The 24,880-nt window shown below is 52.0% G+C and carries 20 protein-coding genes; 6 read left to right on the top strand and 14 right to left on the bottom strand.

Annotated elements, in window-relative coordinates; genetic code table 11:
- Positions 1-3: 3 nt before the first annotated feature.
- Both FPL14_RS19890 and FPL14_RS19885 read right to left on the bottom strand, forming a co-directional pair.
- On the bottom strand, positions 4-756 hold the full coding sequence (locus FPL14_RS19890) for a response regulator transcription factor (protein WP_182299408.1): 753 nt from the start codon (positions 754-756) through the stop codon (positions 4-6).
- Positions 728-2,560: a sensor histidine kinase gene (locus tag FPL14_RS19885; RefSeq protein WP_182299407.1), complete on the bottom strand. Its 1,833-nt coding sequence runs from the start codon at positions 2,558-2,560 to the stop codon at positions 728-730. The genes FPL14_RS19890 and FPL14_RS19885 overlap by 29 nt, the downstream gene beginning before the upstream one ends.
- 388 nt (positions 2,561-2,948) lie before the next feature.
- On the opposite strand from FPL14_RS19885, the gene FPL14_RS19880 reads away from it, so the two are divergent.
- The 6 genes from FPL14_RS19880 to FPL14_RS19855 all read left to right on the top strand — a co-directional run bounded on the left by FPL14_RS19880 (position 2,949) and on the right by FPL14_RS19855 (position 8,248).
- Positions 2,949-4,268, top strand: coding sequence for an ABC transporter substrate-binding protein (locus tag FPL14_RS19880; protein WP_182299406.1), 1,320 nt, complete (start codon positions 2,949-2,951; stop codon positions 4,266-4,268).
- 77 nt (positions 4,269-4,345) lie between these two features.
- Positions 4,346-5,203, top strand: a complete 858-nt coding sequence (locus FPL14_RS19875) for a carbohydrate ABC transporter permease (RefSeq protein WP_182299405.1) — start codon at positions 4,346-4,348, stop codon at positions 5,201-5,203.
- Positions 5,203-6,039: a carbohydrate ABC transporter permease gene (locus tag FPL14_RS19870; RefSeq protein ID WP_182299404.1), complete on the top strand. Its 837-nt coding sequence runs from the start codon at positions 5,203-5,205 to the stop codon at positions 6,037-6,039. Before FPL14_RS19875 ends, FPL14_RS19870 begins: the two co-directional genes overlap by 1 nt.
- A 26-nt stretch (positions 6,040-6,065) precedes the next feature.
- Positions 6,066-6,788 (top strand): SDR family NAD(P)-dependent oxidoreductase, encoded by a 723-nt coding sequence (locus FPL14_RS19865; RefSeq protein ID WP_182304076.1) that lies wholly within the window; start codon positions 6,066-6,068, stop codon positions 6,786-6,788.
- Positions 6,789-6,827: 39 nt separating this feature from the next.
- On the top strand, positions 6,828-7,553 hold the full coding sequence (locus FPL14_RS19860) for an SDR family NAD(P)-dependent oxidoreductase (RefSeq protein ID WP_182299403.1): 726 nt from the start codon (positions 6,828-6,830) through the stop codon (positions 7,551-7,553).
- Positions 7,554-7,609: 56 nt separating this feature from the next.
- Positions 7,610-8,248 (top strand): ThuA domain-containing protein, encoded by a 639-nt coding sequence (locus FPL14_RS19855; protein WP_182299402.1) that lies wholly within the window; start codon positions 7,610-7,612, stop codon positions 8,246-8,248.
- A 681-nt stretch (positions 8,249-8,929) separates the two neighbouring features.
- On the opposite strand, the gene FPL14_RS19850 is transcribed toward FPL14_RS19855, so the two are convergent.
- From FPL14_RS19850 to FPL14_RS19795, 12 genes are all read right to left on the bottom strand, one after another.
- On the bottom strand, positions 8,930-10,291 hold the full coding sequence (locus FPL14_RS19850) for an MATE family efflux transporter (protein WP_182299401.1): 1,362 nt from the start codon (positions 10,289-10,291) through the stop codon (positions 8,930-8,932).
- Positions 10,292-10,463: 172 nt separating this feature from the next.
- Positions 10,464-11,186: a ThuA domain-containing protein gene (locus FPL14_RS19845; RefSeq protein WP_182299400.1), complete on the bottom strand. Its 723-nt coding sequence runs from the start codon at positions 11,184-11,186 to the stop codon at positions 10,464-10,466.
- A 1-nt stretch (position 11,187) separates the two neighbouring features.
- On the bottom strand, positions 11,188-12,312 hold the full coding sequence (locus tag FPL14_RS19840; RefSeq protein ID WP_182299399.1) for a Gfo/Idh/MocA family protein: 1,125 nt from the start codon (positions 12,310-12,312) through the stop codon (positions 11,188-11,190).
- Positions 12,312-13,136 carry a carbohydrate ABC transporter permease gene (locus FPL14_RS19835; protein ID WP_182299398.1) on the bottom strand — a complete coding sequence of 275 codons (825 nt, stop codon included), beginning with the start codon at positions 13,134-13,136 and terminating at the stop codon, positions 12,312-12,314. The genes FPL14_RS19840 and FPL14_RS19835 overlap by 1 nt, the downstream gene beginning before the upstream one ends.
- Complete coding sequence (locus FPL14_RS19830) at positions 13,126-14,034, bottom strand: carbohydrate ABC transporter permease (protein ID WP_182299397.1); 909 nt, start codon at positions 14,032-14,034, stop codon at positions 13,126-13,128. The genes FPL14_RS19835 and FPL14_RS19830 overlap by 11 nt, the downstream gene beginning before the upstream one ends.
- A gap of 107 nt (positions 14,035-14,141) precedes the next feature.
- Entirely contained in the window at positions 14,142-15,473 is a 1,332-nt protein-coding gene (locus FPL14_RS19825; protein ID WP_220471171.1) for an ABC transporter substrate-binding protein, read from the bottom strand.
- Between the two features lie 85 nt (positions 15,474-15,558).
- Positions 15,559-16,593 carry a LacI family DNA-binding transcriptional regulator gene (locus FPL14_RS19820; RefSeq protein ID WP_182299396.1) on the bottom strand — a complete coding sequence of 345 codons (1,035 nt, stop codon included), beginning with the start codon at positions 16,591-16,593 and terminating at the stop codon, positions 15,559-15,561.
- Between the two features lie 777 nt (positions 16,594-17,370).
- Positions 17,371-18,534, bottom strand: a complete 1,164-nt coding sequence (gene mmsB / locus FPL14_RS19815) for a multiple monosaccharide ABC transporter permease (protein ID WP_182299395.1) — start codon at positions 18,532-18,534, stop codon at positions 17,371-17,373.
- A gap of 3 nt (positions 18,535-18,537) precedes the next feature.
- Entirely contained in the window at positions 18,538-20,070 is a 1,533-nt protein-coding gene (gene mmsA, locus FPL14_RS19810) for a multiple monosaccharide ABC transporter ATP-binding protein (RefSeq protein WP_182299394.1), read from the bottom strand.
- 92 nt (positions 20,071-20,162) lie between these two features.
- Positions 20,163-21,290 carry a multiple monosaccharide ABC transporter substrate-binding protein gene (chvE, locus tag FPL14_RS19805; protein WP_324617823.1) on the bottom strand — a complete coding sequence of 376 codons (1,128 nt, stop codon included), beginning with the start codon at positions 21,288-21,290 and terminating at the stop codon, positions 20,163-20,165.
- A 219-nt stretch (positions 21,291-21,509) separates the two neighbouring features.
- Positions 21,510-23,540 (bottom strand): cellulase family glycosylhydrolase, encoded by a 2,031-nt coding sequence (locus FPL14_RS19800; protein WP_229263589.1) that lies wholly within the window; start codon positions 23,538-23,540, stop codon positions 21,510-21,512.
- Positions 23,541-23,842: 302 nt separating this feature from the next.
- A complete protein-coding gene (locus FPL14_RS19795) occupies positions 23,843-24,847 on the bottom strand; it encodes a LacI family DNA-binding transcriptional regulator (protein ID WP_182299393.1) in 1,005 nt (334 codons plus the stop codon).
- Between the last annotated feature and the right edge of the window lie 33 nt (positions 24,848-24,880).

Below are 24,880 nucleotides of genomic sequence, written 5' to 3'. Positions count from 1 at the left end.
CGCTTAATGCATCGTACGTTTGTATTCGTTGATGTTGAAACCGGTCATTTCCTTGAACACCCGGCAAAGATACGACGAACTAGTGAACCCGACGCTTTCCGCGATCTCGTATACCTTAAGGTGTGAACTCTCCAGCAATTGCTTGGCCATCTCTATTCGGAACTGCTTGATGTAATCCACGATCGTTATCCCGGTCTCTTGCTTGAACAAGCTGCACAGGTAGTTGGGGCTTAGGAACAGATGGTTGGACAACTGCTGCAAGGTAATGGGCTCCCTGTAATGCGACTTGATATAATCCATCAATTGCTGCACTTCCCTATGGGTCGTTCCTTTTACCGGGATCTCCGCGCCGTTTTTCGTCTCCGGACTATGTTCGTACTCTGCGGAATCCTCTTTCAACCGTTTCATCAAATCCGCGAGCTCGCCCGGTTCCAATTCGTGCTTCAGCAAATAATCTTTGGCTCCCGATTTCAAAGCCTGCTTGACGAAAGGAAAGTCGTCGTAAGAGCTCAAGACGATAATTTTGATGAAAGGATGGTGTTCCTGCAATTCCGCGATCAGGTCGATCCCGTTCATCTCGGGCATATTGATGTCCGTGATCACGATGTCCGGACGGCAATCTTGAAGCAGGGTTAACGCATGTTTGCCGTTAATGGCCTCCGCGCAGATGCGGAAGCCTTCCTTCTCCCACTCCATGCTGGAACGAATGGCATAGCGATACATGACGTCATCCTCTACGATCATGACTTGTTGCATGGTTAACCCCTCCCTTGGAAATGTCCAACGGCAACAGCACCGTCACTATGGTTCCTTTCCCCTCCTCCGATCGGTATCGAAGCCCGAACTCTTCGCCGTAATACAGCTTAATTCGCTCGTTCACGTTTTTGACCCCGATGCTGTATAGCCCCGGATAAAGGCTCTCTTCTTCGCTCGTCGTAATCCGTTCCAGCTTTTCCTTGCTCATGCCTATCCCGTTGTCCTCCACCTCGAGCACGAGGTTCGCTTCGTTCCGGTAAGCCCTCAAGATGAGGATACCGTTGCCCTTTGACATCTCGATGCCATGCTGCAAGGCGTTCTCGACAAGGGGCTGCAGGATAAAGTGAAGCATCATGCAATCGAGCAACTCGCCGTCCACCTCATGAACGACGCGGAAACGGTTCTCGTACCGGAAAGCCTGGATCCCCAGATAATGATCGATATATTCGAATTCTTCCCGGACCTTAACGAACTCGCTTTTCCGTTTCACGGACGTATTGAGCAATCCGATTAAATTCCGAACCATGTTCTCGATCGTCGGTTGCTTGTCCCGATTGGCGAGCCAGAGTATCGACCCTAGCGTGTTATATAGAAAATGAGGGTGGATCTGCGCTTTAAGCACCTGGAATTCCGCCTGTTGCTTAGCCAATCGTTCGATGTAGAGATTCTGTATCAATTCGTTGATGCGTCCAAGCATGACGTTAAACCGCTGGCCGAGCAGTCCGATCTCGTCGTTGCCTGCCGATTTCACTTGTACGGAGAAGTCTCCGTCTTCCACCCTGCGCATCGTCCTCTCGAGCTTCTGGATGCTCCGGGTGACGGTTCCCGAAATCCACAACGCGATCATGGCCGTTACGACCAGCGAAACCAAACACGTAAGCAGCAAATAAACTCTAAATCTCTGGGAAGGAAGGAGCAGTTCCGATCTCGGAACGATATGAAGCGCCTCCCAGCTTGCATCCTTCGAAGATTGGCGCGTAATATAGTAGCTCTCTCCTGCGGCCTCGATCAAGGTTTGCGCTGCCGATCCCCGCTCCGTGCCGTGTTGCCAGGCTTTAACAATCGGCCTGACGTTATCTTCGGCATACAGGACCTCGCCGTGACGGTTAAGTATCGCCGTCGATCCCCCGTAAATTTGGTTATGGTTGCCGCTCACGGCATCCAAATACCCGCTGTCCAAATAGAAGATGATCCTGCCGTAGGAACGTAGCGTCGTCGAGTCGATCAGCTTCCTCGTGTACGCGATCTCGTCTTCTTTCTCCGCCGGAAGCCATAGCGATTGCGGATTGCCTGCGGATTCAAGCCGGCCATCCACCCAATCGTACAACGCTCCGGCTTCCTTGCCGTTCATGCTCCCGCTTAAGCTCAGGTAGGAATTTCTCTCGTACCAGTACAGGTGACCCTCTTCCGATTTAACGAGCACCGCTTTTACGTCTCGGCTTAATCCGAAGAAGAGGCTTAATATCGCTTCGACGTTCCTGCGATTATGGTACAATTGCTCCTTCGTCGTGAATTCCACCCTTTCCGAAACCAAGGCAAACAATTTCTCGTTGTTCTGGATGGCGTACGTGCTCTGCTCGAAATTGTCGGCACGGCTAGGAACGGAGAACGACAATTGATCCGTCAGCATGGCGGAGAATGTCTTCGTGTTGCTAATAATCTCCTTAGTGGAAATCCGATAAGACAAATATCCGATCATGGTGACGGTCAGCACAATGACGGCTAAATACGAGAAAAGCAGCCGCGTACGCATACGTGGGGTTCTTAAATAGGTTCTCGCTCTGCTCCAAGACAGGCTTGTCATGGTGTCCCCTCTTTCCGGGTCTCGGGCGGGACCCCGCAGGAGCTCCGCCCCTCTAATCGTCTTTTCTCCCATTATACTTGATAGCGGTTACATATAAAGCAGGAACACATTAGAATTGTAAGCGCTTACTAAAATTTAGACATCTATATTATATAGCCGTTCCGGGAAAACTGGCATTAAACAAAACTACGAAAAATGGTACGATATTCATCGGTTTTATCCGTTCGCCAAGCCTGGGCTAAGAGCGTTCCCGACTGCGATAATATCGTCTAATTTCTCGTAACATCGTGTAATGAAAACGCATTCAGAGACTCTATATAATGTCCTTAGGATGGCGGGAGGGTCCACCGCTTGTCCGACATACCGAGATCGAGAGGGGTAATACAAAATGAAAAAATGGATTGGCTTAACGATGATCATCGCCATGTTGGGAGTCATTATCGGATGCGGCGACAGCAAGAACGACAACGCCGCGCCATCGTCCGCCGCAAGCGGCGCTTCGCCCGAAGGAAACCAACCTAAGGTGAAGCTGACGATCGCGCATCTGATGGTCGAAGAAGGAGCTCGCGTATGGGTTGCGGACATGATCTCCAACTTCACGGCCAAATACCCGAACGTCGAGGTCGAAGAAATCGCGGCCAACTCGGACAAGTACAATACGATGCTCAAAACCAAGATCGCCAGCGACGATGCTCCCGATATCATGCTGCTGACCAACCTTAACGATGCCAACCGGGATTACCTCGACGGCGGCTTCGTGTTGGATCTGACGGATCAGCCGTTCATGAACAACGTGAACTCGATCGAACGCCAATATATCGACGGCAAGCTGTACGCTTTGCCGTTCGACATGAACGCCAACGGAGTCATCTATAACAAAGACGTATTCGAGAAAGCGGGCATTACCGAAGTACCGAGAACTTACGGCGCGTTCAAAGAAACGTTGGAAAAACTCAAGCAAGCCGGCTTCGACGGAATGGCGGCGGGATTCAAAGAAAATTACTACGTGACCGGGGATATCGGGGCGGACTGGCGCGCGGGCGCATTGTCGGTGAACCCGGATTGGATAACCCAACTGCAAGACCGCACGCTGCGGTTCGAGAACGACGACCAAATGCGCGGCATTCTGGAAAGGCTGAACGACCGCTTCGCCTATGCGCAATCCGATCCGTTCGGAACCGATGCCAACTCGGCCCTATCGTTGGTCGCCACGGGCAAAGCAGGCATTCTGCAACACGGCTCCTTCATGGTCGACGCCATCAAGAAAATCAACCCGGAAGTTCGCCTCGGTTTCTTCCCGTTCCCATGGTCCGAAGAGAAGGCGAAAAACAACTTGCCTCTCGGAAGCGGAATCGGCGGACTTGCCGTATACAAAGACTCTCCGAATAAGGAATGGGCGCTTAAATTCCTTGAGCAAGTCGCCACCAAAGAAATGGGCGAATCGCTGCAGAACAACAAAGGCGGACTGTCCTTAATCAAGGATGTCTCCCTGCCGGAGAACCCGACTTTCCAAGAGATTATCGGATATCGGGACAACGGCGAAGTATTCGATTATACGGGGATCCGCACCAACTTCTCTACCGAGTATAACAATGCCCTCGCGCAGAAAACGGTCGAGTTCCTCATGGATTCGAAACGCGACGTCGACGCCGCATTGAAGAAGCTTGATTCCGAATTCGATAGAATCGCCAAGACGAGCGGCAAATAAGAAAGCCACGAGGCGTAGGGGCACCGTCCGCGAATCGGGCGGAGTCCCTATCCCCGGGAGGAGTGGAGAATAACCCTATGAATCGTATCCGAATCCGAAGGACGGCCGTGAATCTGTCTTTCCTGCTTCCTATCGCTCTCTTTTTCACTTTCGCCATGCTGACTCCCTTTTTCATGGGCATCCACGTTTCGTTCACCGATTGGAACGGGTTGTCCCGGACGATGGATTATATCGGCTTCGAAAATTATCGGAATATCTTCATCAGCGCGGACGTGTTGATTCCGTTGAAAAATACTATGTTATACGGGTTAATGTACGTCGTTGCCAACAACGTGCTTGCGTTGAGCCTGGCGCTCGCCTTAAACCGTACGTTCCGGGGCCGAAACGCCTCCCGTCTCATTTTCTTTATTCCTAACGCCTTAAGCCCGGTGCTTACCGCCTTCGTGTGGTCTTTCATTTTCAAAGACTTATTCAAAGAACTGTTTAATATCCAAAGCTTGTTTAGCAGCACCGGCACGGCTTTGTTCGGCATCGTTATTCTGGCCGTATGGCACAATGTCGGCATAAGCATGCTGATCTATCTAGCCGCGCTAAGCGGAGTACCCAAGGATCTTTACGAAGCCGCGACAGTCGACGGTGCCGGCGCTTGGCATCGCTTCACGCACGTCACGGTGCCGATGATCGTTCCCGCGTTCACCGTATGCATTACGTTGTCGTTAACGAGCGGCTTGCGCGAATTCGCTTTTCCTCTCGTCGCGACGGGCGGCGGACCGGTTCGGGCTACGGAAACGCTCGCGATATACATCTATAACTATTTGTTCACGTATAACAAAGCCGGATACGGCCAAGCATTGGCCTTCCTATTCATGGGTTTCCTGCTCGTTGTCGGTTTAACCGTATCCCGATTGCTGCGAAGAAAGGAGATCGAAGCCTGATGAGACTTAGAGCGGCTAACCTCAAACAATGGTCGGTCAACCTGCTTGTCCTGGCGCTCGCGCTGATCTTCCTTACTCCGTTCTACCTGTCGGTCGTGACGTCTTTCAAGACGCCGTTAGAGATCGCCGAATCGGTGCTATCCTTACCCGAGAAGCTCGCTTTCGCCAATTATTCCAAGGCGATGGACATGATGAACATGGGCAGATCGTTCTTCAACAGCTTGATCGTGACCGTCGCTTCGACGACTCTCATTATTTTGTCCAGTTCGATGGGGGCATACGTCATTGCCCGGAACTACGCCAAGCGGGGATACAGGATGACCGAAGTTCTCCTGCTCGCGGCCTTGATGATTCCTTTCCAGATCATCATGATTCCGGTATACAAGCTGCTTAAGACGACGTTGCTGCTCAATTCTCTCACGGGCGCCATACTCATTCTGGTCGGTACCAGCATTCCTTACTGTACCTTTCTATTAATCGGATTTATCAAATCCGTTCCGAGGGAATTGGAAGAATCGGCTATCATCGACGGTTGCGGCCCGTACCGGACTTTCTGGCAAATCGTATTTCCGCTGCTTAAGCCGATCACCTCGTGCCTGGCCGTTCTCTATGTCCTATGGATGTGGAACGACTTCAACGTCGCGTTGATCGTGCTCCAGAAGGAAGCGGTCAAGACGCTGACCGTCCAGCAGTTTTACTTCTTCGGCGAAAATTCGACCGAATACGGACTGGCCTTTGCGGCGGCTTGCTTGTCCATGTTGCCGATCGTCGCCGTATTCCTGCTCGCCCAGAAATATATCATCGAAGGCTTAACGGCCGGTGCCTTGAAAGGCTAATTATGCGATAGGGAGTGGTTCCATTGATGAATTACGCATGCATCACCGGCGCCGACCGCGGACTAGGCCTCGAGCTTACCCGGCAATTGCTGAGAGCGGGCTACGCGGTTTTCGCCGGTAAATATATTTCCGATTGGGACGAGCTTGGCGAGCTGCAAGCCGAATATCCTCGGACGCTCTTTCAGATCTCCCTGGATGTCGGCAGCGACGAGAGCGTCCAATCCGCGGCGGCGGAAATCCGCTCGCGCACGGACAAGCTGGAAATGATCATCAACAATGCCGCGATCCTGGGCAACGACAGACAGCAATCCATACTCGACGATGAGCTCGACATCGACGATATGCTGCGTACGTTCAACGTTACGGGGCTAGGCTCGCTTCGCGTAACCAACGCGCTGATCGAACCGCTCCTGCACGGGAACGGCAAGCTCATCGTCAACATCTCGTCCGAGGCGGGCAGCGTCAGCCAGAGCTGGCGCACGAACTTCTACGGCTATTGCATGGCGAAGACGGCATTGAACATGCACTCGACCATTACGTACAACCGGATCAAGGAGCTTGGCGGACACGTGCTTAACCTGCATCCCGGCTGGATGCAAGGCCGGCTTGGCGGCAAGCTGAATACGAGCGCCGACCTTACGCCGGAATACTCCGCGGAGAAGCTGATGGAAATTATCGGGCGCTATCGCACATATCAAACGAATCAACCGGCATTTCTCGATTACTTGGGCAGGAAACTGCCTTGGTAATCGTACGAGTCGACAATCCGAGCTAGGAGGATGGAAAATATGAGTAAATACGCTTTGGTTACCGGAGCCGACCGCGGCTTGGGCTTGGAACTCGCCAAAGGGCTTGCGCGCAACGGCTATACCGTGTTCGCCGGACGGTTCGCATCCGACTGGAGCGAGCTCGAGGCCGCCGAAAGGGCTAACCCGGACTGCCTTATTCCGGTTTCTCTTGACGTGGGTTCAAGCAACAGCGTCAAGCAAGCTCTCGAGGTTGTCCGATCCAAGACCGACAAGCTGGAAATCATCCTGAACAATGCGGCCATCGTCGATCCGGCGAACGCGGGCAAGACGATCACGGAGTCGATGGATTTCGAATCCATGCTTCGTACATTCAACGTGACCGCGCTTGGCGCGCTTCGGGTAACCCATGCCTTTATGCCGTTGCTCCTGAACGGCTCGGGCAAATTGGTCGCCAACGTCTCCTCCGAGGCCGGCAGCCTGAATCAAAGCTGGCGCAACAACGGTTACGCTTACTGCATGTCGAAAGCTTCCTTGAATATGCATTCCACCATTACCTATAACAAGCTTCGGGATTTGGGCGGACACGTATTGAATCTTCACCCCGGCTGGGTACAGGGCCGTCTCGGCGGCAGCCTGAATACGAGCGCCGATCTGACGCCGGAATTTTCCGCGAATCATCTCATTGAGATCATCCTGCGCTACAGAACTTATCAGACCAACAAACCCGCATTTTTGAATTGGCTCGGACAAGATTTGGCTTACTAGATCGTGAACGTCATGAATCATGCGAACCCTATTTTGCACGCAGGAGGAATCGAACCATGAGCAACAAAGGCAAAGCACTCGTACTCGGCGATTATACGAACTTCAAATACCATCAGCTTCCGAACATGGACCTCCCCGTAACCGATCTTCTCCGGGATTTTCTCGAGACGGTATGCACGGAGGACTACGATCAGCTGCGGGCGGAGAATATCGGGCAATACGACCTCGTCATTTCCTACACGGATTGCTGGCGGAGAGAACTGCCGGATGAGCAAGTACAAGGCTTGCTCGGCTATGTTCGGAACGGGGGAGGCTTGCTCGTCATTCATAGCGGCATATCGCTTCAGACCAGCGATGAATTAATGCGCATGATGGGGGCTAGGCTGAACGGACACCCGCCTTACGGCATACTCGAGATCCGGCCGGTCGCGACGGGCCACGAGATCGTGCGGGACATCGAGCCTTTTACCGTTACGGACGAACCGTACCAGTTCGACTTCGTCGATGGGCTCGAAACCACCATTCTATTGGACTACGAGTACGACGGCAAACAATGGCCCGCCGGCTGGACTCATCCCTTCGGAGAAGGTCGGGTGGTTTACTTGATGAACGGTCATGACGGCAGCCCGTTCTTCCACCCGACTTACCGCGAGATCATTCTTCGTTCCGTGAAAGCCCTAACGGGCAACCTCTAGCCGCTTCTTTTAAACGGTCGATTGGCTAGTTGTTCTGAGGGAGTGTCTCAAAAGTACGTAATCTCACTTAATAGTTAGCTCGCTTGTTACTACTTAGGTCTCAAAGGCGCGTCTCGGAGCGAGTTAGTCGGCAAAACCGACTAATTCCATCTACGATGGTCCTTCTCGGCAGCAGGTTAGTCGGCTAAACCGTCTAATTCCACCTCGATGGTCCTTCTCGGCAGCGAGTTAGTCGGCTAAACCGTCTAATTCCACCTTGATGGTCCTTCTCGGCAACAGGTTAGCGGCAAAACCGTCAATAGAGTTGTGCGAATTCGAGGAGACCTGAGTAGTAACGCTCGCTTTGGTAAAAAACAGATGTGAGACGAAAATGGCGGTGCTAGGGTTATCCTGGCACCGCCATTCCTGTAATTTCATACTGGTTGCTCGACACTTCTATTTACCAAAGAGTGGTTTCTTTTTGATTGATTTAGTCAGATAACTCGATAGAAAAAGGGGGAATTTATCTACTGGAGGAGCGGAGCGTTTGCATTTAAAATCGTGAAATCTCCTTGTTAAGGGTCAGATGAATCAGATTTCATGATTTTAACAGCAACCGGAAGGAGGTACATTCCCGGCAAAACTTACTCGGGTGAATAAAACGAGGCTGTCCATATGCTTGCTTATGCGACAGCCCCAACCTTATCCCTTCGATGCTGTACCGATAGTCGATTTCAACCGATAACGGCCGCTTCTCCATCTCAGCCAAGCGAAGGCTCCTCTTGCGCATTCATCCAACATCAACGCCGCGTATATGCCCATCAATCCGAGCTCTAACCGAATCCCCAGCCAATAAGCTCCTCCGGCGCCGAGTATCCACATGGAACCCATTCCCGCGAAAGTCACGTATTTGTTATCGCCGACCGCGTAAAGCGATTGCGCAAAGCCCATCGTAGTCATTTTAAGCGGCTGAAGCACAAGATATAACAGAAAAATGGTCATCATCAACGATGCTATTTCCGGATCGTCGGTGTACATTCCGATAATGCTGTTCCTGAACAGACACAGCGCTATCGCGATAATCGACATTATCGCCCATCCCATCCATACGGCGGCATAAGCGCTCTGATGACTCTCTTTTACCCTTCCCGCGCCGTACCATTGTCCGATCCGGATTTGTACAGCAAGTCCGATAGCCGAACCGATCATCGTCGGCAGCCCTTGTATCGTATTCATGTAAGTGAAAGCCGCCAGCGGTGCAACTCCCACGGAAGCGATGAAAGAAAACAAAACGGTCTGAACATATGTATATGAGCTATTGCTTAGCGTAATCGGCCAACCGACCTTGCAAATGTCCTTGAAGGTCGACAGCGTAGAAGCATTCATCCTTAGACGTTGAAATAAGGAAGGGAAAGTCCTGTACAGCAGCCATATGGAGAAAACGACCGCCAGCGTTCTGCTCACGATCGTCGATATCGCCACTCCCTGCGTACCTAGCTCGGGAATGCCGAAAACGCCGTAGATAAACGCGTAATTTAACGACAAATGCACGACGTTCATGGCCACCGCCGCATACATGGGACCTCTCGTATCCCCGGAGCTTCTTATCGATGCGGCCGCGGAAGTATGGAGGGCAACCAAGACGGTTCCCGCTCCGACGACGCCTAAGTAAATTTTGGCATCGGGAAGCACTTCCGCGGGAACTTGCATCGCCTCCAATATGATGTCTTTGCCAAACAAAATCGCTATTCCCAGAACGATTCCGATAACAAGATTAAGCCGGATCGCAAGCGCCGCTACCTGTCCGGCTTCCTCCTTCCTGCCGGAACCCCACCGGACGGCTAAGACGATCCCCGCGCCCGCGTTCACGAACAGAAACAACATATTGACCGCATGAAGAACTTGATTGGACAGCCCTACCGCGGAAGCCGCCCGGTCGGATATCGAACTGATCATCAGAGTATCCGCTGCGCCCATCACGTATTGCAGCAACAATTCCATTACGATCGGCCAGGCCAGGAGCCATAGGGACGAATTTTCTCTCTCTCGATGTTGTGATTTCATAACGCCTCCAGTAATCGCTTTCATTTGATCACTTTCATTATAAGTCCCTGTTTCCGAGGGGTTCATTATACGAACTTACGATTATTGGCAGAATCCTACTAACCCTCTTAACGCTAAAAAAACCGTACGCCGAGCGATCGTCGCTCGGCGTACGGCTTTTACTAATCTGGATTCATTTTAACTTCTCCAATGGCACCGGCACGTGACCGTACTGCGGAGATGCCCCTCCCGTCCGGGCGCTCCAGCTTACGGCGTTGGCGATAACCCGCTGGATCTCGGGGTTGTGGTACGTCGGATAAGTTTCGTGCCCCGGCCGAAAGTAAAAAACCTTCCCTCGCCCTCTATGGTATGCGCAGCCGCTACGGAAAATTTCTCCGCCGGCGAACCAACTGACGAACACGAGGTCGTCCGGGGCGGGAATGTCGAAATGTTCGCCGTACATTTCTTCCTGCGGCAGTACGATATATTCGCCGATACCGGCCGCGATCGGGTGGGACGGATCGACGACCCATATCCGTTCCTTCTCGTCCGCCTCTCTCCACTTGAGTGCTCCGCTCGTCCCCATCAGCTTGCGGAATATTTTCGAATAATGTCCGGAATGCAGCACGATCAGCCCCATCCCCTCCAATACGCGATCGAATACGCGCTGTACGATAGCGTCTTCCACCTCGTCATGAGCCATATGCCCCCACCAGATTAGCACGTCCGTACGACGAAGCTTCTCCTCGGATAGCCCGTGCTCAGGTTCATCCAACGTTGCGACGCTCGTCTCGTAACCGAAGCTGTCCAACGAATGCGCGATCGCCCGATGGATACCGTCCGGATAGATGCTCCGAACCGCCGGATTCGACCGCTCGTGCCGAAACTCGTTCCATACCGTGACTCGGATAGCCATCTTAACCCGCTCCTTCCGACGCTGCAATCGGCGATGAAATGTCCGCCAGCGACACCGTTCTTCGCTCTTCGGCGGCACGGATAATCGCTTCTAGCACTTTCTGGTTTTCGTATCCGTCAACCAAGGAAGGCAGTTCCTCGCGAACGCGGCCGCGCAGCATATCCACGAAATCCTGCATTTGGCTTAGCTCGTACGAAGCCGGCACCCGCCGCGCTTCCGTCACGCTGGACGACGGATTGTCCGATTCCGTTTGTCGGCGGATCCAGACGAGCTCTTCGGGCTTCTCGCAACCGACCTTGATCGTACCGAGATCGCCGTGAATCGTTAACTCCAGTTGATTGCCAGATCCGTATGCGTTGCGCGACGTCTGGAATACCCCCGATACGCCTCCATCGAGCAATGCCAAAAATCCCGCGAAGTCGTCTACGTCTACCGTCCCTTCGCCGCCCGATCGCGGGTCGGGACGACGGGAAATAAATGTATTCAAGTGTGCGGCTACTTCCCGGAATTCGCCGATGATGAACCGGGCCGCATCCACCATATGCGAGCCTAGATCCGCCAGGGCGCCGGTTCCGGTAATCGCTCGTTCGTATCGCCAATTCATCGGCGTGCCGAACATCGGAACGCCCCATGACTGCAAATATTGAACGAACACGCTCCGGACCGTACCAATTGCCCCGCTGCGAATGAGATCGCGGGCATAACGGAAGGAAGGGACGTAACGGTAAGAAAATCCGACCATTCCCGGAACGCCCGGATCCGACAGATGCTGCCTGTAGAGATCCAACGCCTCTTCGTACGTGCGCGTGAACGGCTTCTCGGTCATGAACGGCTTTCGAAACTGCAGGCAGCATTCCAAGATCCGATAATGTACGTCATTCGGAGTAATGGAGAGAACGGCGTCCACGTCGGGATCCGCAACGAGGGAGACGTAATCCCGGTGGCAATGCTCCAGCTCGATGCCAAGCTTGCGCGCGAACCGCTCTACCGACTCGGCGTTCGTATCGCATACCGCGCTCACCCTAACCGCTTCGAGCTTTTCCAAATGCTTGACGTGCTCGCCCGCCATTCCGCCAAGCCCGATAATGCCGATTCTAATTTCCCGTAAATCGCTGACTTTGCCCATCACTTAATCCCTCCCATCTGAAGACCGGCTTTGAAGAAGCCTTGAGCGAACATATACAATATAATGATCGGCAGCATGGAGATCAGACTCCCGGCCATTAACGTGTTGTATTCGCTGCCGTACTGACCGTTAAGAGAGCTTAAGGCCAGCGGCAGAGTCATGAGTTCCCTGTCCGACAAGACGATCAACGGCCAGAAGTAATCGTTCCAAGCCCCCATGAACGTGACGATCCCGAGAGTCGCGACGATCGGCATCGAGAGCGGAACGATGATGCGCAGGAAGATGCTCGGCTGCGAAGCCCCGTCGATGAACGCCGCGTCCACGAAATCGTTATGAATCGTTTTAATGTATTGTCTTAGCATGAAAATAGCGAATGGATTGAATACGGTAGGCAGGAGCAAGCCCGTAAACGAATTAAGCAGTTGAAATTCTTTAAGCACGAGAAAGACGGGAATCATCGTCACCTGCCCGGGCACCATCATCGTCGCCAGGAAAACGGCGAATAAGATCTCCCGGCCTTTGAACTCGATCTTCGCGAACACGTAAGCGGCCATCAAAGCCGAAGCGATCACGAGCGCGGTGCTGGCTACCGAGATGAACAAGCTGTTGAAGATCGCCTTGGCGAACGGGAATACGGTGAAAATTTTGTTGTAGCCTTCGAACGATATTTTCTCGGGAATCCATTCGATCGGAATGCTGATCAGCGCGCCTTTGCTCTTGAGCGAGGTGCTGACCATCCAGAAAAAAGGAATGAGCGCGAATACGGCCAGAATCGACGCGAACAAATAAAACAACAGGGGCTGTACGAACCGGTTACGAGTCATAATGCACCCACTTTTTCTGCAGCTTCATCTGAACGATGGTGAAGACGAAAATAATGACGAACAAAATCCAAGAGAACGAAGAGGCGTATCCCATTTTGTAGTATTTGAAAGCGAACTTATAAATTCTCTCGACCATGACCTGCGTGGAGCCGTAAGGGCCGGCATCCTGCGTCATGATCATGACCTGCGGGAAGAGCTGGAAGGAATTGATGATGCACATGACGAGAACGAAAAAGAGCATCGGCGACAGAAGCGGCAGCGTAATCCTCGTAAAACGGCTCCAGAAGCTGGCGCCGTCTATGTTGGCCGCCTCGTAATACGTCGGATTGATCGCTTGCAAGCCGCCGAGCATGATCAACGCGAAGAACCCCATGTCCTTCCAGATGCTGGCGAACACGATGCCGGGCATGGCCCACGTCCGGTCCTGCAGCCAAGCCGGGCCGTCGATTCCGACGAACGACAAGATCGCGTTTACCGGACCGTAATCGTCGCTGAGCAGCCATTTCCAGATAAGCGCGGCGGCCACCCAAGAGGTCAGTACCGGAATGAAAAAGACGACCCGGTACAGTCCGATGGCTTTGTACGTATTGTTGAGCAGTACGGCCGCCAATACGGAAGCAATGAGAATTAGCGGAATATAGAGCACGATGTAATACATCGTGTTCTTAAGCACCCGCCAGAACTCCTCTCCCTCCAAGATGGTTTTGAAATTGCCGAACCCGAGGAAATCCGGCGTCCCGGCGGATAGATTCCATGGATTCAATCCGTTCCAATCCGTAAAGCTGATAACCAAGGAATAAACGATGGGAATAACGCTAAACACGATGAGCCCGATCGTTGACGGAAGCAGGAAACCTATAATCGTCAGCCATTTCCTACGATTTCGTTCGCTCAGCATCGTTCACCCCGCAAGGAACGAGCAGCCGCCCGGCTATGTCTTGTCTTTGCATTGCAGGCAGCCGCTTCGTCCGTTTATTGAAAGTTATTGAAGCTTGATTTTATCCGTCAATTCTTTCTGAGCGTCGTCAAGCGCTTGCTGCGCGGGTTTCGCGCTTCCGCGGCCGCAGTCAGGTGGATGCCCAGAATATCCGACATTTCTCCGAACTGTTCGATGACCGGGGGCGTGACCAGGAACTCCAAGGAGTCGAACACGGCTTGGCGGTTCGCCGGAGGCGTCTTCTTCAAATAGGCGTCCAATACGTCCGGATATGTGACAGCGGGCAGCTCCCAACCCGCGTCTACGCGAATTTGGGCCGCTTCCTTGCTGGAAGACAGGAACTTGATCCATTCGAAAGCGGCGTTCGCCACTTTGCTGTCCTTGTTGATGACGAGTCCGTTGGAGAAGAAATGAGTTGCCTTTCGTTTGTTCCCCGGCTCGACGGCGACGTCCCAATCGAACGTTACGTTCTGCATGAAGTCCGAGAACGCCCATACTCCGGTAACGATCATGCCCAGGCGCCCGGCCTTGAACAGATCCCAATCGCCCACGCCGCTAAGCTGAGCTTGCGTAGGCATCACGTTGGACACCGTCACGCGGTCGACAAGCCGCTGCAGCGTCTCCACGTTCTCCGGAGAATTGACCGTGAACGCCGTCTTGTCGGCGTTAAGCAAGCTGCCCCCGTTCTGCTGAACGAGCTTGTAGAACTCGTGGAACTGAATCGGTTGGAACACTCCGAACGTATTCTTGCCGAGAGCCCGGATTTTGACTGCCGCCTCGTCGAACTCCTTCCAAGTCCAATCCTTAGTAGGCAGGTCCGCTTCCGCTTTGGCGAACAGCTCTTTGTTGTAGATCAACAAGACGTTGGAGAAGCTTCCGGGCATGCCGTACTGGACGCCATCGGCCGAGAAGGCGTTCAGGGCTTGCGAGTTCAGGATCGATTTATCGAATTGCGTCGCATCGAAGAAAGGATTGATGTCCATCAGAACGCCTTTTTTCGCGTACGATACGAAGTTTTCATAGTTGAGTTCGTAAGCGTCGGGCGCTTGGCCCGCCGCCACCCGCGTCTGCATCTGGGTGAAATAGTCGCCGTAAGCGATCGTCTCGATCTCGATACGGATATTGGGATTCGCTTTCTCGAAAGCTTCCTCCATTTGGGTCAAATACTTCGCCGTGTCGCCGGAGCCCGAGAAGTTGCCGAATTTCACCGTTACGGTCTCCTCCCGGGACGGCTCATCCGAAGACTCCTTCGGCGTATCGGCGGCTTTCGTCGACTCGCTCGCGCCGGGGCTGGAGTTCCCCGCGTTGTTGCCGTTACCTCCGCTGCATGCCGTTATTGCAGTGATCATTGAAAGAACGAGCATTATTGAAAGCGCCTTCATAAACTTGGTCATAACCATCGAATAAATCCCCCTTCATAGATTTGAAGATGATTCATTGCCTGGACAAGTTAGATTAAGCGTTTAACTTCCGATGTTCTTGCCCTCATTTGGATATTTTCCGTACCGTTTCCCTTTCTACCAGTTGAAGCGGAATTTCCGATCTTGCGATTGCCGCGCTGGCGCCGGATTTATTTCTGATCTGATCGATGAGCAGCCGCGCGGCCGTCTCGCCTTTCAGGAAAATCTGTTGTTTAACCGTCGTAAGCGGAGGCAGGAACATGTGCGCCATGGAAATATCGTCGAAACCGATGACGGAAAAGTCGCCCGGAACGTCTTTGCCCGCTTCCTTGATTCCGCGAATGACGCCGAACGCGACCATGTCGGCCGTTGCGAATACCGCTGTCATTTCCGTGTATTTCTCCGCGATCAGAACGCCCGAGCTATGGCCATGTTCGTAGCTGACGGAGCTCTCGAAGACGTAATCGGGATTGTAAAATAAGCCTGCCTCCTGCAACGCACGCTTGTAGCCGAGAAATCTTTTTTCCACGACGCCGTCCTTGCGGATCATGCCGGTCACGAGACCGATGTTCCGATGGCCGTTGTCAATGAGATGTTTGGTCGCCATATAACCGCCTAGTTCGTCGTCGATGCCTACGTTCGTAAAATAATGATCGTGTACGTAACTGTCGATCAGGACGATAGGGATGTTGGCTTTCTTGCATTCGTCATACAATTGTTCGGAGTAGATGCCCATAATAATAGCGCCATCGAGGTTGCGCGAAGTAGAGATATCGAGATAGGATTTGCCTTTATCGACGCCTGCAAGAATGATGTGGTACCCGTCTTCTCGTACGACGCCTTCGATCGCGCTGATCATTTCGCTGTAAAACGGGTTTTCGAATACGAGCTGCTTGCGGTCTTCCGTCTGCGGGATGATGACTCCGATGAGTTCCGAGGTGTTTTTGACCAACCCCCGAGCCGTTATGCTGGGAATGTAGTTCAAGTCTTTGATCGATTCGTGGATTCTGGCGATGGTGTCCTGCGACACTTTGTTTTCTTTACCGTTAAGCACGTAAGATACGGCAGCGATAGATACTCCGGCGTTGCGGGCTACGTCTTTTATCGTAATTTTCTTCATGAGTTCGTTGGAATCAACCTCCTTGGGGTTAAACGTTTAATGCAAATATAAACGGTGATCGTTCCGTTGTCAACAGAAATTGAAAACGCTTAATTTGTAAGTGCATCGAGCCTGTTGAGCCGCCTATGGGATCCATGGTGGAGCTTGCTTGAAAAGAGGAACCAAGGCCTTTTTGGGCCTTCATGCTTCATAAGCAGCCGCTACTGCTCAATCAAGGCACTTTTTTGGCCTTCATGCTTCATAGCAGCCGCTACTGCTCAATCAAGGCACTTTTTTTGCCTTCGTGCTTCATAAACAGCCACTACTGCTCAATCAAGGCACTTTTTTGGCCTTCATGCTTCATAGCAGCCGTTTCTTTTCAACGAAGGGACTTTTTAATGAGTGAATGGTGGTTGAATACGATGGGATCCTAAGTGTAACGTTATTCTAATGCTATCGCTAGAAGCCCCCGCCCAGCCACTCCGATTCGGGTTGATGTGCCGTCGATAAGGTGATACCGTAGCGCTATTTGATAAGGGTTCGACTTCTTACAGTGAAATTGAGTGATGGCATAACGCTATTTTCGGAGGAACGCCCCTAATCTGATAATATGCTCCAGATAAGTAGATACCGTAACGCTAATTGATAAGGGTTCGACTTCTAAAGTGAAATAGAGTGATGGCATAACGCAATGATGCGGCAACGCGAGGGACTAGGATCCGCCGCACAAAAAATCGCCCTCCTTTACAGGAGAGCGATCTACTGAAGTAACCTTCTCGGTTTGCTTTCTCGGGCTGCTTACGCGGATTTGTTCTTGTTGTAAATATCGAAGCCGACCGCTAACAGCAGCACCAAACCTTTAATCCCTTGCTGCCAATCGATTCCGAGGCCGATAAGCGACATCCCGTTGTTCATGACGGCCATGACCAGACCGCCGATGATCGCTCCGATAACGGTACCGATCCCGCCGGATGCGGAAGCGCCGCCGATGAATACGGCCGCAATGGCATCCAGCTCGAAGTTGAGGCCGGCTTTCGGCGTCGCCGCGTTCAAGCGCGCGGCATAGATTAATCCGGATAACGCGGCCAAAGCTCCCATGTTCACGAATACCCAGAAAGTTACTCTTTTCGTTTTAACGCCGGACAGCTTCGCCGCTTTTTCGTTGCCGCCAAGCGCATACGTATGACGCCCCATAACCGTTCTCTTCATGACAAAGCTATAGACGATTACGAGCACGAACAGGATGATCAGAATAAAGGGAATCCCTTTATATTTGGCCAGCACGTAAGTGAACAAGTTGATCACCGCGACGATTCCGACAAGCTTGGCGATAAACCAAGGGAAAGGCAGCACTTCGAATTCGTATTTACGCTGCGTGCGGCGATCCCTGAATTCTTGAACGACCGTTACGATGGACAAGAACACGCCGATGATAATCGTCAAAATGTGGATCGAGGAGCTTCCGTCGATGTCCGGCAGGAATCCGGAGCTCATCTTCTGGAACTCTTTCGGAAACGGCGCTATCGACTTGCCTTCCAGAATAACCATCGTTAACCCGCGGAACAACAGCATCCCCGCCAAAGTAACGATAAAAGAAGGAATCTTCATGTAAGCGACCCAGAAGCCCTGCCATGCCCCGATCAGCGCTCCGATAACGAGCGACAAAACGATGGCCAAAGGATAAGACATATCGTGTTCTACCATCATAATGGCGGATACGGCCCCGACGAACGCGGCTATCGATCCTACGGACAGGTCGATATGCCCCGTAATGATGACCATAACCATCCCGATCGCAAGAATTAGAATGAAGCCGTATTGTTGCAGGATGTTCGTTACGTTCAGAGGCTTAAGCAATATCCCGTCGGACAGGACTTGGAACAGCACCGTGATCAGGATGAGGGCCACGATCATGCCGTACTGCCTGACGTTGTTCTTGAACAGATTTTTCATGACTTCCATCGGTTACTCCCCTTTGCTCTTCGTCATATATTTCATGAGCGTCTCTTGTGTGGCGTTCTCTCGCAATACTTCTCCGGTCATTCGACCCTCGCTCATGATGTAGACGCGGTCGCACATTCCGAGAATTTCCGGCAATTCGGAAGAGATGATCAACACGCCTTTCCCTTCCGCGGCCAGTTGGTTGATGATCGTATAAATCTCGTATTTCGCGCCGACGTCGATTCCTCTTGTCGGCTCGTCGAGAATAAGAATATCCGGCTCGGAAAAAATCCATTTGCTGAGCACGACCTTCTGCTGGTTGCCGCCGCTCAAATTACCGGTTTTCTGCAAAATGCTAGGCGTTTTAATATTCATTTTTTTGCGGTACGTCTCCGCGACGACGACTTCCTCGTTCTCGTTCACGACCGATCTGCGCGATATTTTCTTTAAGTTCGCCAGCGTAATATTGCTTTTGATATCATCCATCAGAATCAAGCCGTAATGCTTGCGATCCTCCGTCACGTAGGCTATGCCGTTATCGATCGCGTCGCTGATATCCTTGAGTTGGATCTCTTTGCCTTCTTTCTTGATCTGTCCGCTAATGTTGCGGCCATAGGAGCGCCCGAATACGCTCATGGCCAATTCCGTGCGTCCGGATCCCATTAATCCGGCAATGCCGACGATCTCGCCCTTGCGAATATGAAAATGAACGTTGTCGATGACTTTGCGGTCCAAATGCTGGGGATGATAGACGTTCCAACCGTTAACCTCGAAGATCTTCTCGCCGATCTCGGGAGTTCGTTCGGGATAACGATTCGTTAAGTCCCGGCCTACCATCCCTTTGATGATCCGATCCTCCGTCACTTCGTCGCCCCGCATGTCCAACGTTTCAATCGTTTTCCCGTCTCGTAAAATCGTAATCGAATCCGCTACAGTAGCGATCTCGTTCAGCTTGTGAGAAATAATAATAGACGAAATCCCTTGCTTCTTAAGCTCAAGGATCAGTTTGAGCAAGTTGGCGCTGTCTTCTTCGTTCAATGCGGCCGTGGGCTCATCCAGGATGAGCAGCTTGACCTTCTTGGATAACGCTTTGGCGATTTCCGCAAGCTGTTGCTTGCCGACTCCCAAATTGGTAATCAGCGTGTTCGGATTTTCGTTCAAGCCGACCGTTCGCAGCAGTTCTCTCGTCCGAATGATCGTTTCGTTCCAATTGATAATGCCTCTGCTGGCTTGTTCGTTCCCGAGAAAGATATTTTCCGCGATCGAAAGATAAGGTATAAGGGCAAGCTCTTGATGAATAATGACGATACCTAGGCTCTCGCTTTGTTTGATGTCTTTGAATTCGCATGCTTGATCTTTGTACAAAATATCCCCTTCGTACGATCCATGGGGGTAAACGCCGCTTAGCACTTTCATTAAAGTGGATTTACCGGCTCCGTTCTCGCCGCATAGAGCGTGAACTTCGCCTTCTTTGACTTTCAGGTTGACATCCGCTAGCGCTTTGACGCCGGGGAACGTCTTGGTTATGTTACGCATTTCCAAGATATAGTCTGCCATTTCATCACCCGGTCCTCGTTTGAAATTAGAAATGATTTAGCGACGGCCGAATCCCGACCGTCACTAAATCATTCGGATTAGCGGTTACGAACTTATTTCAAATCGTCTTCGGAGAAGTACCCGGAGTCGACCAGCACTTCTTTGTAGTTGGAAGCATCGACGGAAACCGGAACGAGCAAGTAAGAAGGAACGACCTTCACGCCGTTGTCGTAGGTTTTCTCGTCGTTAACTTCCGGCTTATTGCCGGCCAATACGGCGACCGCCATGTTTACCGTTACTTTGGCAAGCTCGCGGGTGTCTTTGAACACGGTCGAAGTTTGCTCTCCGGCAATGATCGATTTAATCGACGCAAGCTCCGCGTCTTGGCCGGATGTAATCGGCAAAGGTTTGTCGGCGGAACCGTAGCCTACTCCTTTAAGCGAAGAAAGGATACCGATCGTGATCCCGTCGTAAGGCGACAAGATGGCATCGATGTTGGCGGAAGAATAGTTGGCGGACAACAAATTGTCCATGCGGGACTGAGCTACGCCGCCGTCCCAACGCAATGTCGCGACTTGGTCGAACTTCGTTTGGCCGCTTTTGACGACCAGCTTGCCGCTGTCGATATAAGGCTTCAACACGCTCATCGCGCCGTCGAAGAAGAAGTAAGCGTTGTTGTCATCCGGCGAACCCGCGAACAGTTCGATATTGAAAGGGCCTTTGCCTTCTTTGAGGCCAAGCTTCTCTTCGAGATAAGAGGCTTGCAGCACCCCTACCTTGAAGTTGTCGAAAGTCGCGTAGTAGCTGACGTGTTCGGATTTCTTGATCAGTCGGTCATAAGCGATAACCGGAATATTGGCATCCGCCGCTTTTTGCAGAACGTCGGTTAAAGCTTCGCCGTCAATGGATGCGATAACAAGCAGCTTAACGCCTTTGGTAATCATGTTCTCGATTTGGGACACTTGGTTTTCGATCACGTCTTCTCCGTATTGAAGATCCGTATCGTAGCCTAACGCTTCGAATTCTTTAACCATGTTCGCTCCGTCGTTAACCCAACGCTCGGAGGATTTCGTCGGCATGGCGATCCCGATCGTTCCTTTGTCTCCGTCTGCCGCTTTGGCGCCGGCGGATGCGCTGCCGCTAGCCGGAGCATTGCCGCCCTCGTTGTTGTTTTTGCCGCCGCATGCCGCCAGTACGAGAACGAATGCTAGCATAAGCGCGATAACCGAATATTTTTTCAAGTAAAGCTCCCCTTTCGTCTTTGACTATTAAGAATTTATCATGGGGATGCTATAGGGGTCTTTCGACGAATCGGACAACTTTTTTCAAAAAACAAAACCTTTGTTTTTTAGAAAAAAACGCAAAAAAAGAGAGCTGCGGCAAGTCCCTCTTCGGCGACCTGTCGCAACCCTCTTCGGATATAGATTTACGGAAAATCCAGTCGTCTAGTCGTTTAGTCGTTACGGCTCCGTCCCCCATACGAGCGTGCCGTTCTGATAGAGCGTCACGCGGCTCCAATCGGCATAAGCGGTATTCTTAGTCGCGTCGAACGAATAATCTCCGGTTTCGTTGAAATTCGCCCAGTCGGATTTCGCGAAGCGAGTCTGGATCTCTCCTGATTGTCCGCCTGCCGCGATCGAACCCGCCCCCGACGCGAAAGAAATTTCCACGTAGGTGTCCGTGCCGGTTCCCGACGCATTGACGAACGTGCCTTGCACGTTCGATGAGCCTACCTGCGCCCAGTCGGTCCAGAAGTTCAGCGCCTGGTTGCCGTCTTTCGTAAAGTAGTAGCGGAGTTTCAGCGTGCTTAGGTTGACCGCCGAAGTTCCGTTATTCTTAATGTTGAAGAACGGGGAGATGGTGTTATCGGTCGGGCTTGAGTTCTGGGCTTTGTACTGAACGACGAGGTTGCCCGTTCCGCCGCCATTGCTAGGCGTCGCGCTCGCCTGCGACGAGTTCGCGCTCGTTCCGGCGGAATTCGTCGCGCTGACGACGTAGTAGTACGTCGTGCCGTTCGTCAGACCGGTGTTCGTATAGCTAGTCGATGTTACGCCGGTCGCCACGTCCGCGTAAGGTCCGCCGCTTGTCGCGGCGCGTTTCACCGTGTAGCTCGTTGCGCCGCTCGATGCCGTCCAACTCAGCGACGCTTGCGCGTTGCCGGCCGTGGCCGTTAGTCCGGTCGGAGCTGCGGGAATCGGGGTTCCCGCGCTCGGCGTCGCGCTTGCTTGCGAGGAGTTCGGGCTTGCTCCCGCGGCGTTGGATGCGCTGACGACATAGTAATAAGTCGTACCGTTCGTCAAGCCGGTATTCGTGTAGCTCGTCGCCGTAACGCCGGTCGCTACGATCGTGTAAGGTCCGCCGCTCGTCGTTGCACGTTTCACCGTATAGCTCGTTGCGCCGCTGGACGCCGTCCAGTTCAAAGTCGCCTGCGCGTTGCCGGCCGTTGCCGTCAAGCCCGCAGGCGCGGAAGGCACGGTACCTCCGTTGCCGAATACGGTTGCTTGAACGCTCGTGGCCGCAATGCCGTTCGGACCGTTGACAACCGTATTCCCCCAAGTCGTAAGAGTGCCTGCCGGACCTGTCGCCAAGTCCAAGTAAGCCACGCTCGAGCCATTGCCGTACCACGACCATGCCAGCCAACCTACTCCTTTTTGCTGGGAATAACTCATGATCGTAGCTTCGTCTACGTCGCCGCTCGTATGCTGGTACCCGAATTCTCCGACAATAACGGCAAGCCCTTTATTCAATGCGCCGTCGATGTTGGCCTTGACCGTTGCGGCATTCCCTCCGGCGTATTCGTACATGTGTATGGAGAATACGGTGTCGCCGAGCGTATCCGATGCCAGTACTTCTTGCCCGTAGTTATGAATGGATGCCGGATACTGGCCCCATCCCGCCGCATCCACGACGAGGGCGTGGGTTAACCCGGCATTGCGGAGTTGAGGGATCATCGTCTTGTAGGCGTTAGCCCACGCCGGACCGTCCCATGTGCCGTACCATTCGTTGGCGATGTTGATGATCACTCTGTCTTCTTTGCCGATCAACGCGTCCTTGATGCTGATCCAGTAGTCGACCGCCGCCTGCAAAGTAGACGTAGAATCGGATCCCGTCGCATCGTGCACCTCCAGCATGGCGATAAGTTTATATTGATTGCATAAAGCGAGAATATTTTGCACGGAAGCGATATCGTCTCTTGTCCATTGGCCGCCATTGGAGAGAACGATTCTAACGGTATTGGCGCCTGTTGCCTTGATTGCGGGAATCGCCGCGGCCAAATCGTTCTTGTACCAAGTATGCGCATGGTTCACGCCTCTCATGACGAACGGAGTTCCGTTAGCTTCGTATAGCGTCGTGCCGCTTACGTAGAAGCCGGGAACCGGTGCGGCAGAGGCTCTGCCGCTGCCGACCGAAAGGGCAGCTAGGCTTAATCCCAAGGCCAGCGCCAACATCAAAGCCATAAATCGGTTTGTCGATTTGTTCAATAACATCATTAACCCTCCATTACTAGAAATGTAAATCCGTAACTTACCGCAATCCAATGAAGCCACCGCATTGTAAGCACTTACATTCCTTTGGGTAGAAGACTCGCTCACCTCCCATATCCCTTTGTAGATGGCCGCTTGAGCTTCGGGAACTCAGTAATTAGCTTTACGACTAAACAAGAAGTTAGCAATAATTTAGGTTATCGTTAAGCTAACAAAACTAATTGTAAAATGAAAGCGTTTCAATGTCAATAAATAACAAAAAAAAAGAGAGCCGGATGCGTCCGGATCTCTTACGAATCAAAGCGTTCTTACAATTTTTTGACGGATTCCCTGCGAATGATTTTCCCTTTTATGAGCACCCTTCCGAAACTCGAGCTCTTATTCGTCACCTTTTTGATCATGAACTTCGCGGCCACTCTTGCCATTTCAGGCATATTAACCTCGACGGTCGTTAATTTCGGCTCGCATAGAGTCGAGAAAATATCATTGTCGAAACCGACAACCGAGCAATCGTCCGGAATCTTATAACCGTTGGCTTTTAGTACAATCATGAGTTCATAAGCGACTTGGTCGCAGTTGCATACGAATGCCGTCGGCATTTCGTCGGGCAACTGAATGTCGATAAAACGACCTCTCTCGTCCCGATCGTTAATAATATACCGTTCATCCAATTTGAGGTTATGTTCTAGCAACGATTTGTAATAGCCCAAGAAACGATCCTGTATGCTGCTGGTAGAATAAAGATTTCCTACAAACGCGATTTTTCGATGTCCGCAGTTGATTAGGTAATTCGTCATTTCGTACATGGCATAGAAATTATCGGTGATGACGGTGTCCATTCGCTCTTGATCCGTGTAAAAGTCCAGAAACACGACCGGAGTATCGGCCTGGTGGAGCATCTCGATATAACTTTTGTGGATATGGCCCAAAATGATGAATCCGTCTACCTTCTTCTCCTGATATATCCAAGGCATGACGAACTGCTCTTCGTCCTGGGCGGACAAGATATGAAGGATCGCGGAATAGCGGTATTCCTCCAGCGATTTGACGATATGCTGGTGAAATTGTTGATAGAAGGACGGAGATACGCCCGTGAAACGTTCGGCAACGATGATCCCTATGTTATAGGTATATCCTTCCTTCATCGCTTTGGCCATGACATTCATTCGATATCCCATTTCGCTGGCCAGTTCCTTGATTTTGCGCTTCAATTCTTCGCCGACGCCTTCTTTGTCGCTAAGCGCTTTAGAGACGGTAACTACGCTGATTCCCAGCTTATCCGCGATATCTCGCATAGTCACTCCGGATTTCATAGGTTACAGCAGCCCCTTCATAAACAATCGATA

It is taken from the genome of Cohnella cholangitidis (assembly GCF_014107495.1).
Classification (GTDB): domain Bacteria; phylum Bacillota; class Bacilli; order Paenibacillales; family Paenibacillaceae; genus Cohnella; species Cohnella cholangitidis.
This window is presented reverse-complemented; position numbering and strand designations above follow the sequence as displayed.

Excerpts from the sequence above, each read along its gene's own strand:
- FPL14_RS19890 (WP_182299408.1), bottom strand. The coding sequence starts at position 756 with ATGCAACAAGTCATGATCGTAGAGGATGACGTCATGTATCGCTATGCC.
- FPL14_RS19885 (WP_182299407.1), bottom strand. The coding sequence starts at position 2,560 with ATGACAAGCCTGTCTTGGAGCAGAGCGAGAACCTATTTAAGAACCCCA.
- FPL14_RS19880 (WP_182299406.1), top strand. The coding sequence starts at position 2,949 with ATGAAAAAATGGATTGGCTTAACGATGATCATCGCCATGTTGGGAGTC.
- FPL14_RS19875 (WP_182299405.1), top strand. The coding sequence starts at position 4,346 with ATGAATCGTATCCGAATCCGAAGGACGGCCGTGAATCTGTCTTTCCTG.
- FPL14_RS19870 (WP_182299404.1), top strand. The coding sequence starts at position 5,203 with ATGAGACTTAGAGCGGCTAACCTCAAACAATGGTCGGTCAACCTGCTT.
- FPL14_RS19865 (WP_182304076.1), top strand. The coding sequence starts at position 6,066 with ATGAATTACGCATGCATCACCGGCGCCGACCGCGGACTAGGCCTCGAG.
- FPL14_RS19860 (WP_182299403.1), top strand. The coding sequence starts at position 6,828 with ATGAGTAAATACGCTTTGGTTACCGGAGCCGACCGCGGCTTGGGCTTG.
- FPL14_RS19855 (WP_182299402.1), top strand. The coding sequence starts at position 7,610 with ATGAGCAACAAAGGCAAAGCACTCGTACTCGGCGATTATACGAACTTC.
- FPL14_RS19850 (WP_182299401.1), bottom strand. The coding sequence starts at position 10,291 with ATGAAATCACAACATCGAGAGAGAGAAAATTCGTCCCTATGGCTCCTG.
- FPL14_RS19845 (WP_182299400.1), bottom strand. The coding sequence starts at position 11,186 with ATGGCTATCCGAGTCACGGTATGGAACGAGTTTCGGCACGAGCGGTCG.
- FPL14_RS19840 (WP_182299399.1), bottom strand. The coding sequence starts at position 12,312 with ATGGGCAAAGTCAGCGATTTACGGGAAATTAGAATCGGCATTATCGGG.
- FPL14_RS19835 (WP_182299398.1), bottom strand. The coding sequence starts at position 13,136 with ATGACTCGTAACCGGTTCGTACAGCCCCTGTTGTTTTATTTGTTCGCG.
- FPL14_RS19830 (WP_182299397.1), bottom strand. The coding sequence starts at position 14,034 with ATGCTGAGCGAACGAAATCGTAGGAAATGGCTGACGATTATAGGTTTC.
- FPL14_RS19825 (WP_220471171.1), bottom strand. The coding sequence starts at position 15,473 with ATGGTTATGACCAAGTTTATGAAGGCGCTTTCAATAATGCTCGTTCTT.
- FPL14_RS19820 (WP_182299396.1), bottom strand. The coding sequence starts at position 16,593 with ATGAAGAAAATTACGATAAAAGACGTAGCCCGCAACGCCGGAGTATCT.
- mmsB (WP_182299395.1), bottom strand. The coding sequence starts at position 18,534 with ATGGAAGTCATGAAAAATCTGTTCAAGAACAACGTCAGGCAGTACGGC.
- mmsA (WP_182299394.1), bottom strand. The coding sequence starts at position 20,070 with ATGGCAGACTATATCTTGGAAATGCGTAACATAACCAAGACGTTCCCC.
- FPL14_RS19800 (WP_229263589.1), bottom strand. The coding sequence starts at position 23,540 with ATGATGTTATTGAACAAATCGACAAACCGATTTATGGCTTTGATGTTG.
- FPL14_RS19795 (WP_182299393.1), bottom strand. The coding sequence starts at position 24,847 with ATGAAATCCGGAGTGACTATGCGAGATATCGCGGATAAGCTGGGAATC.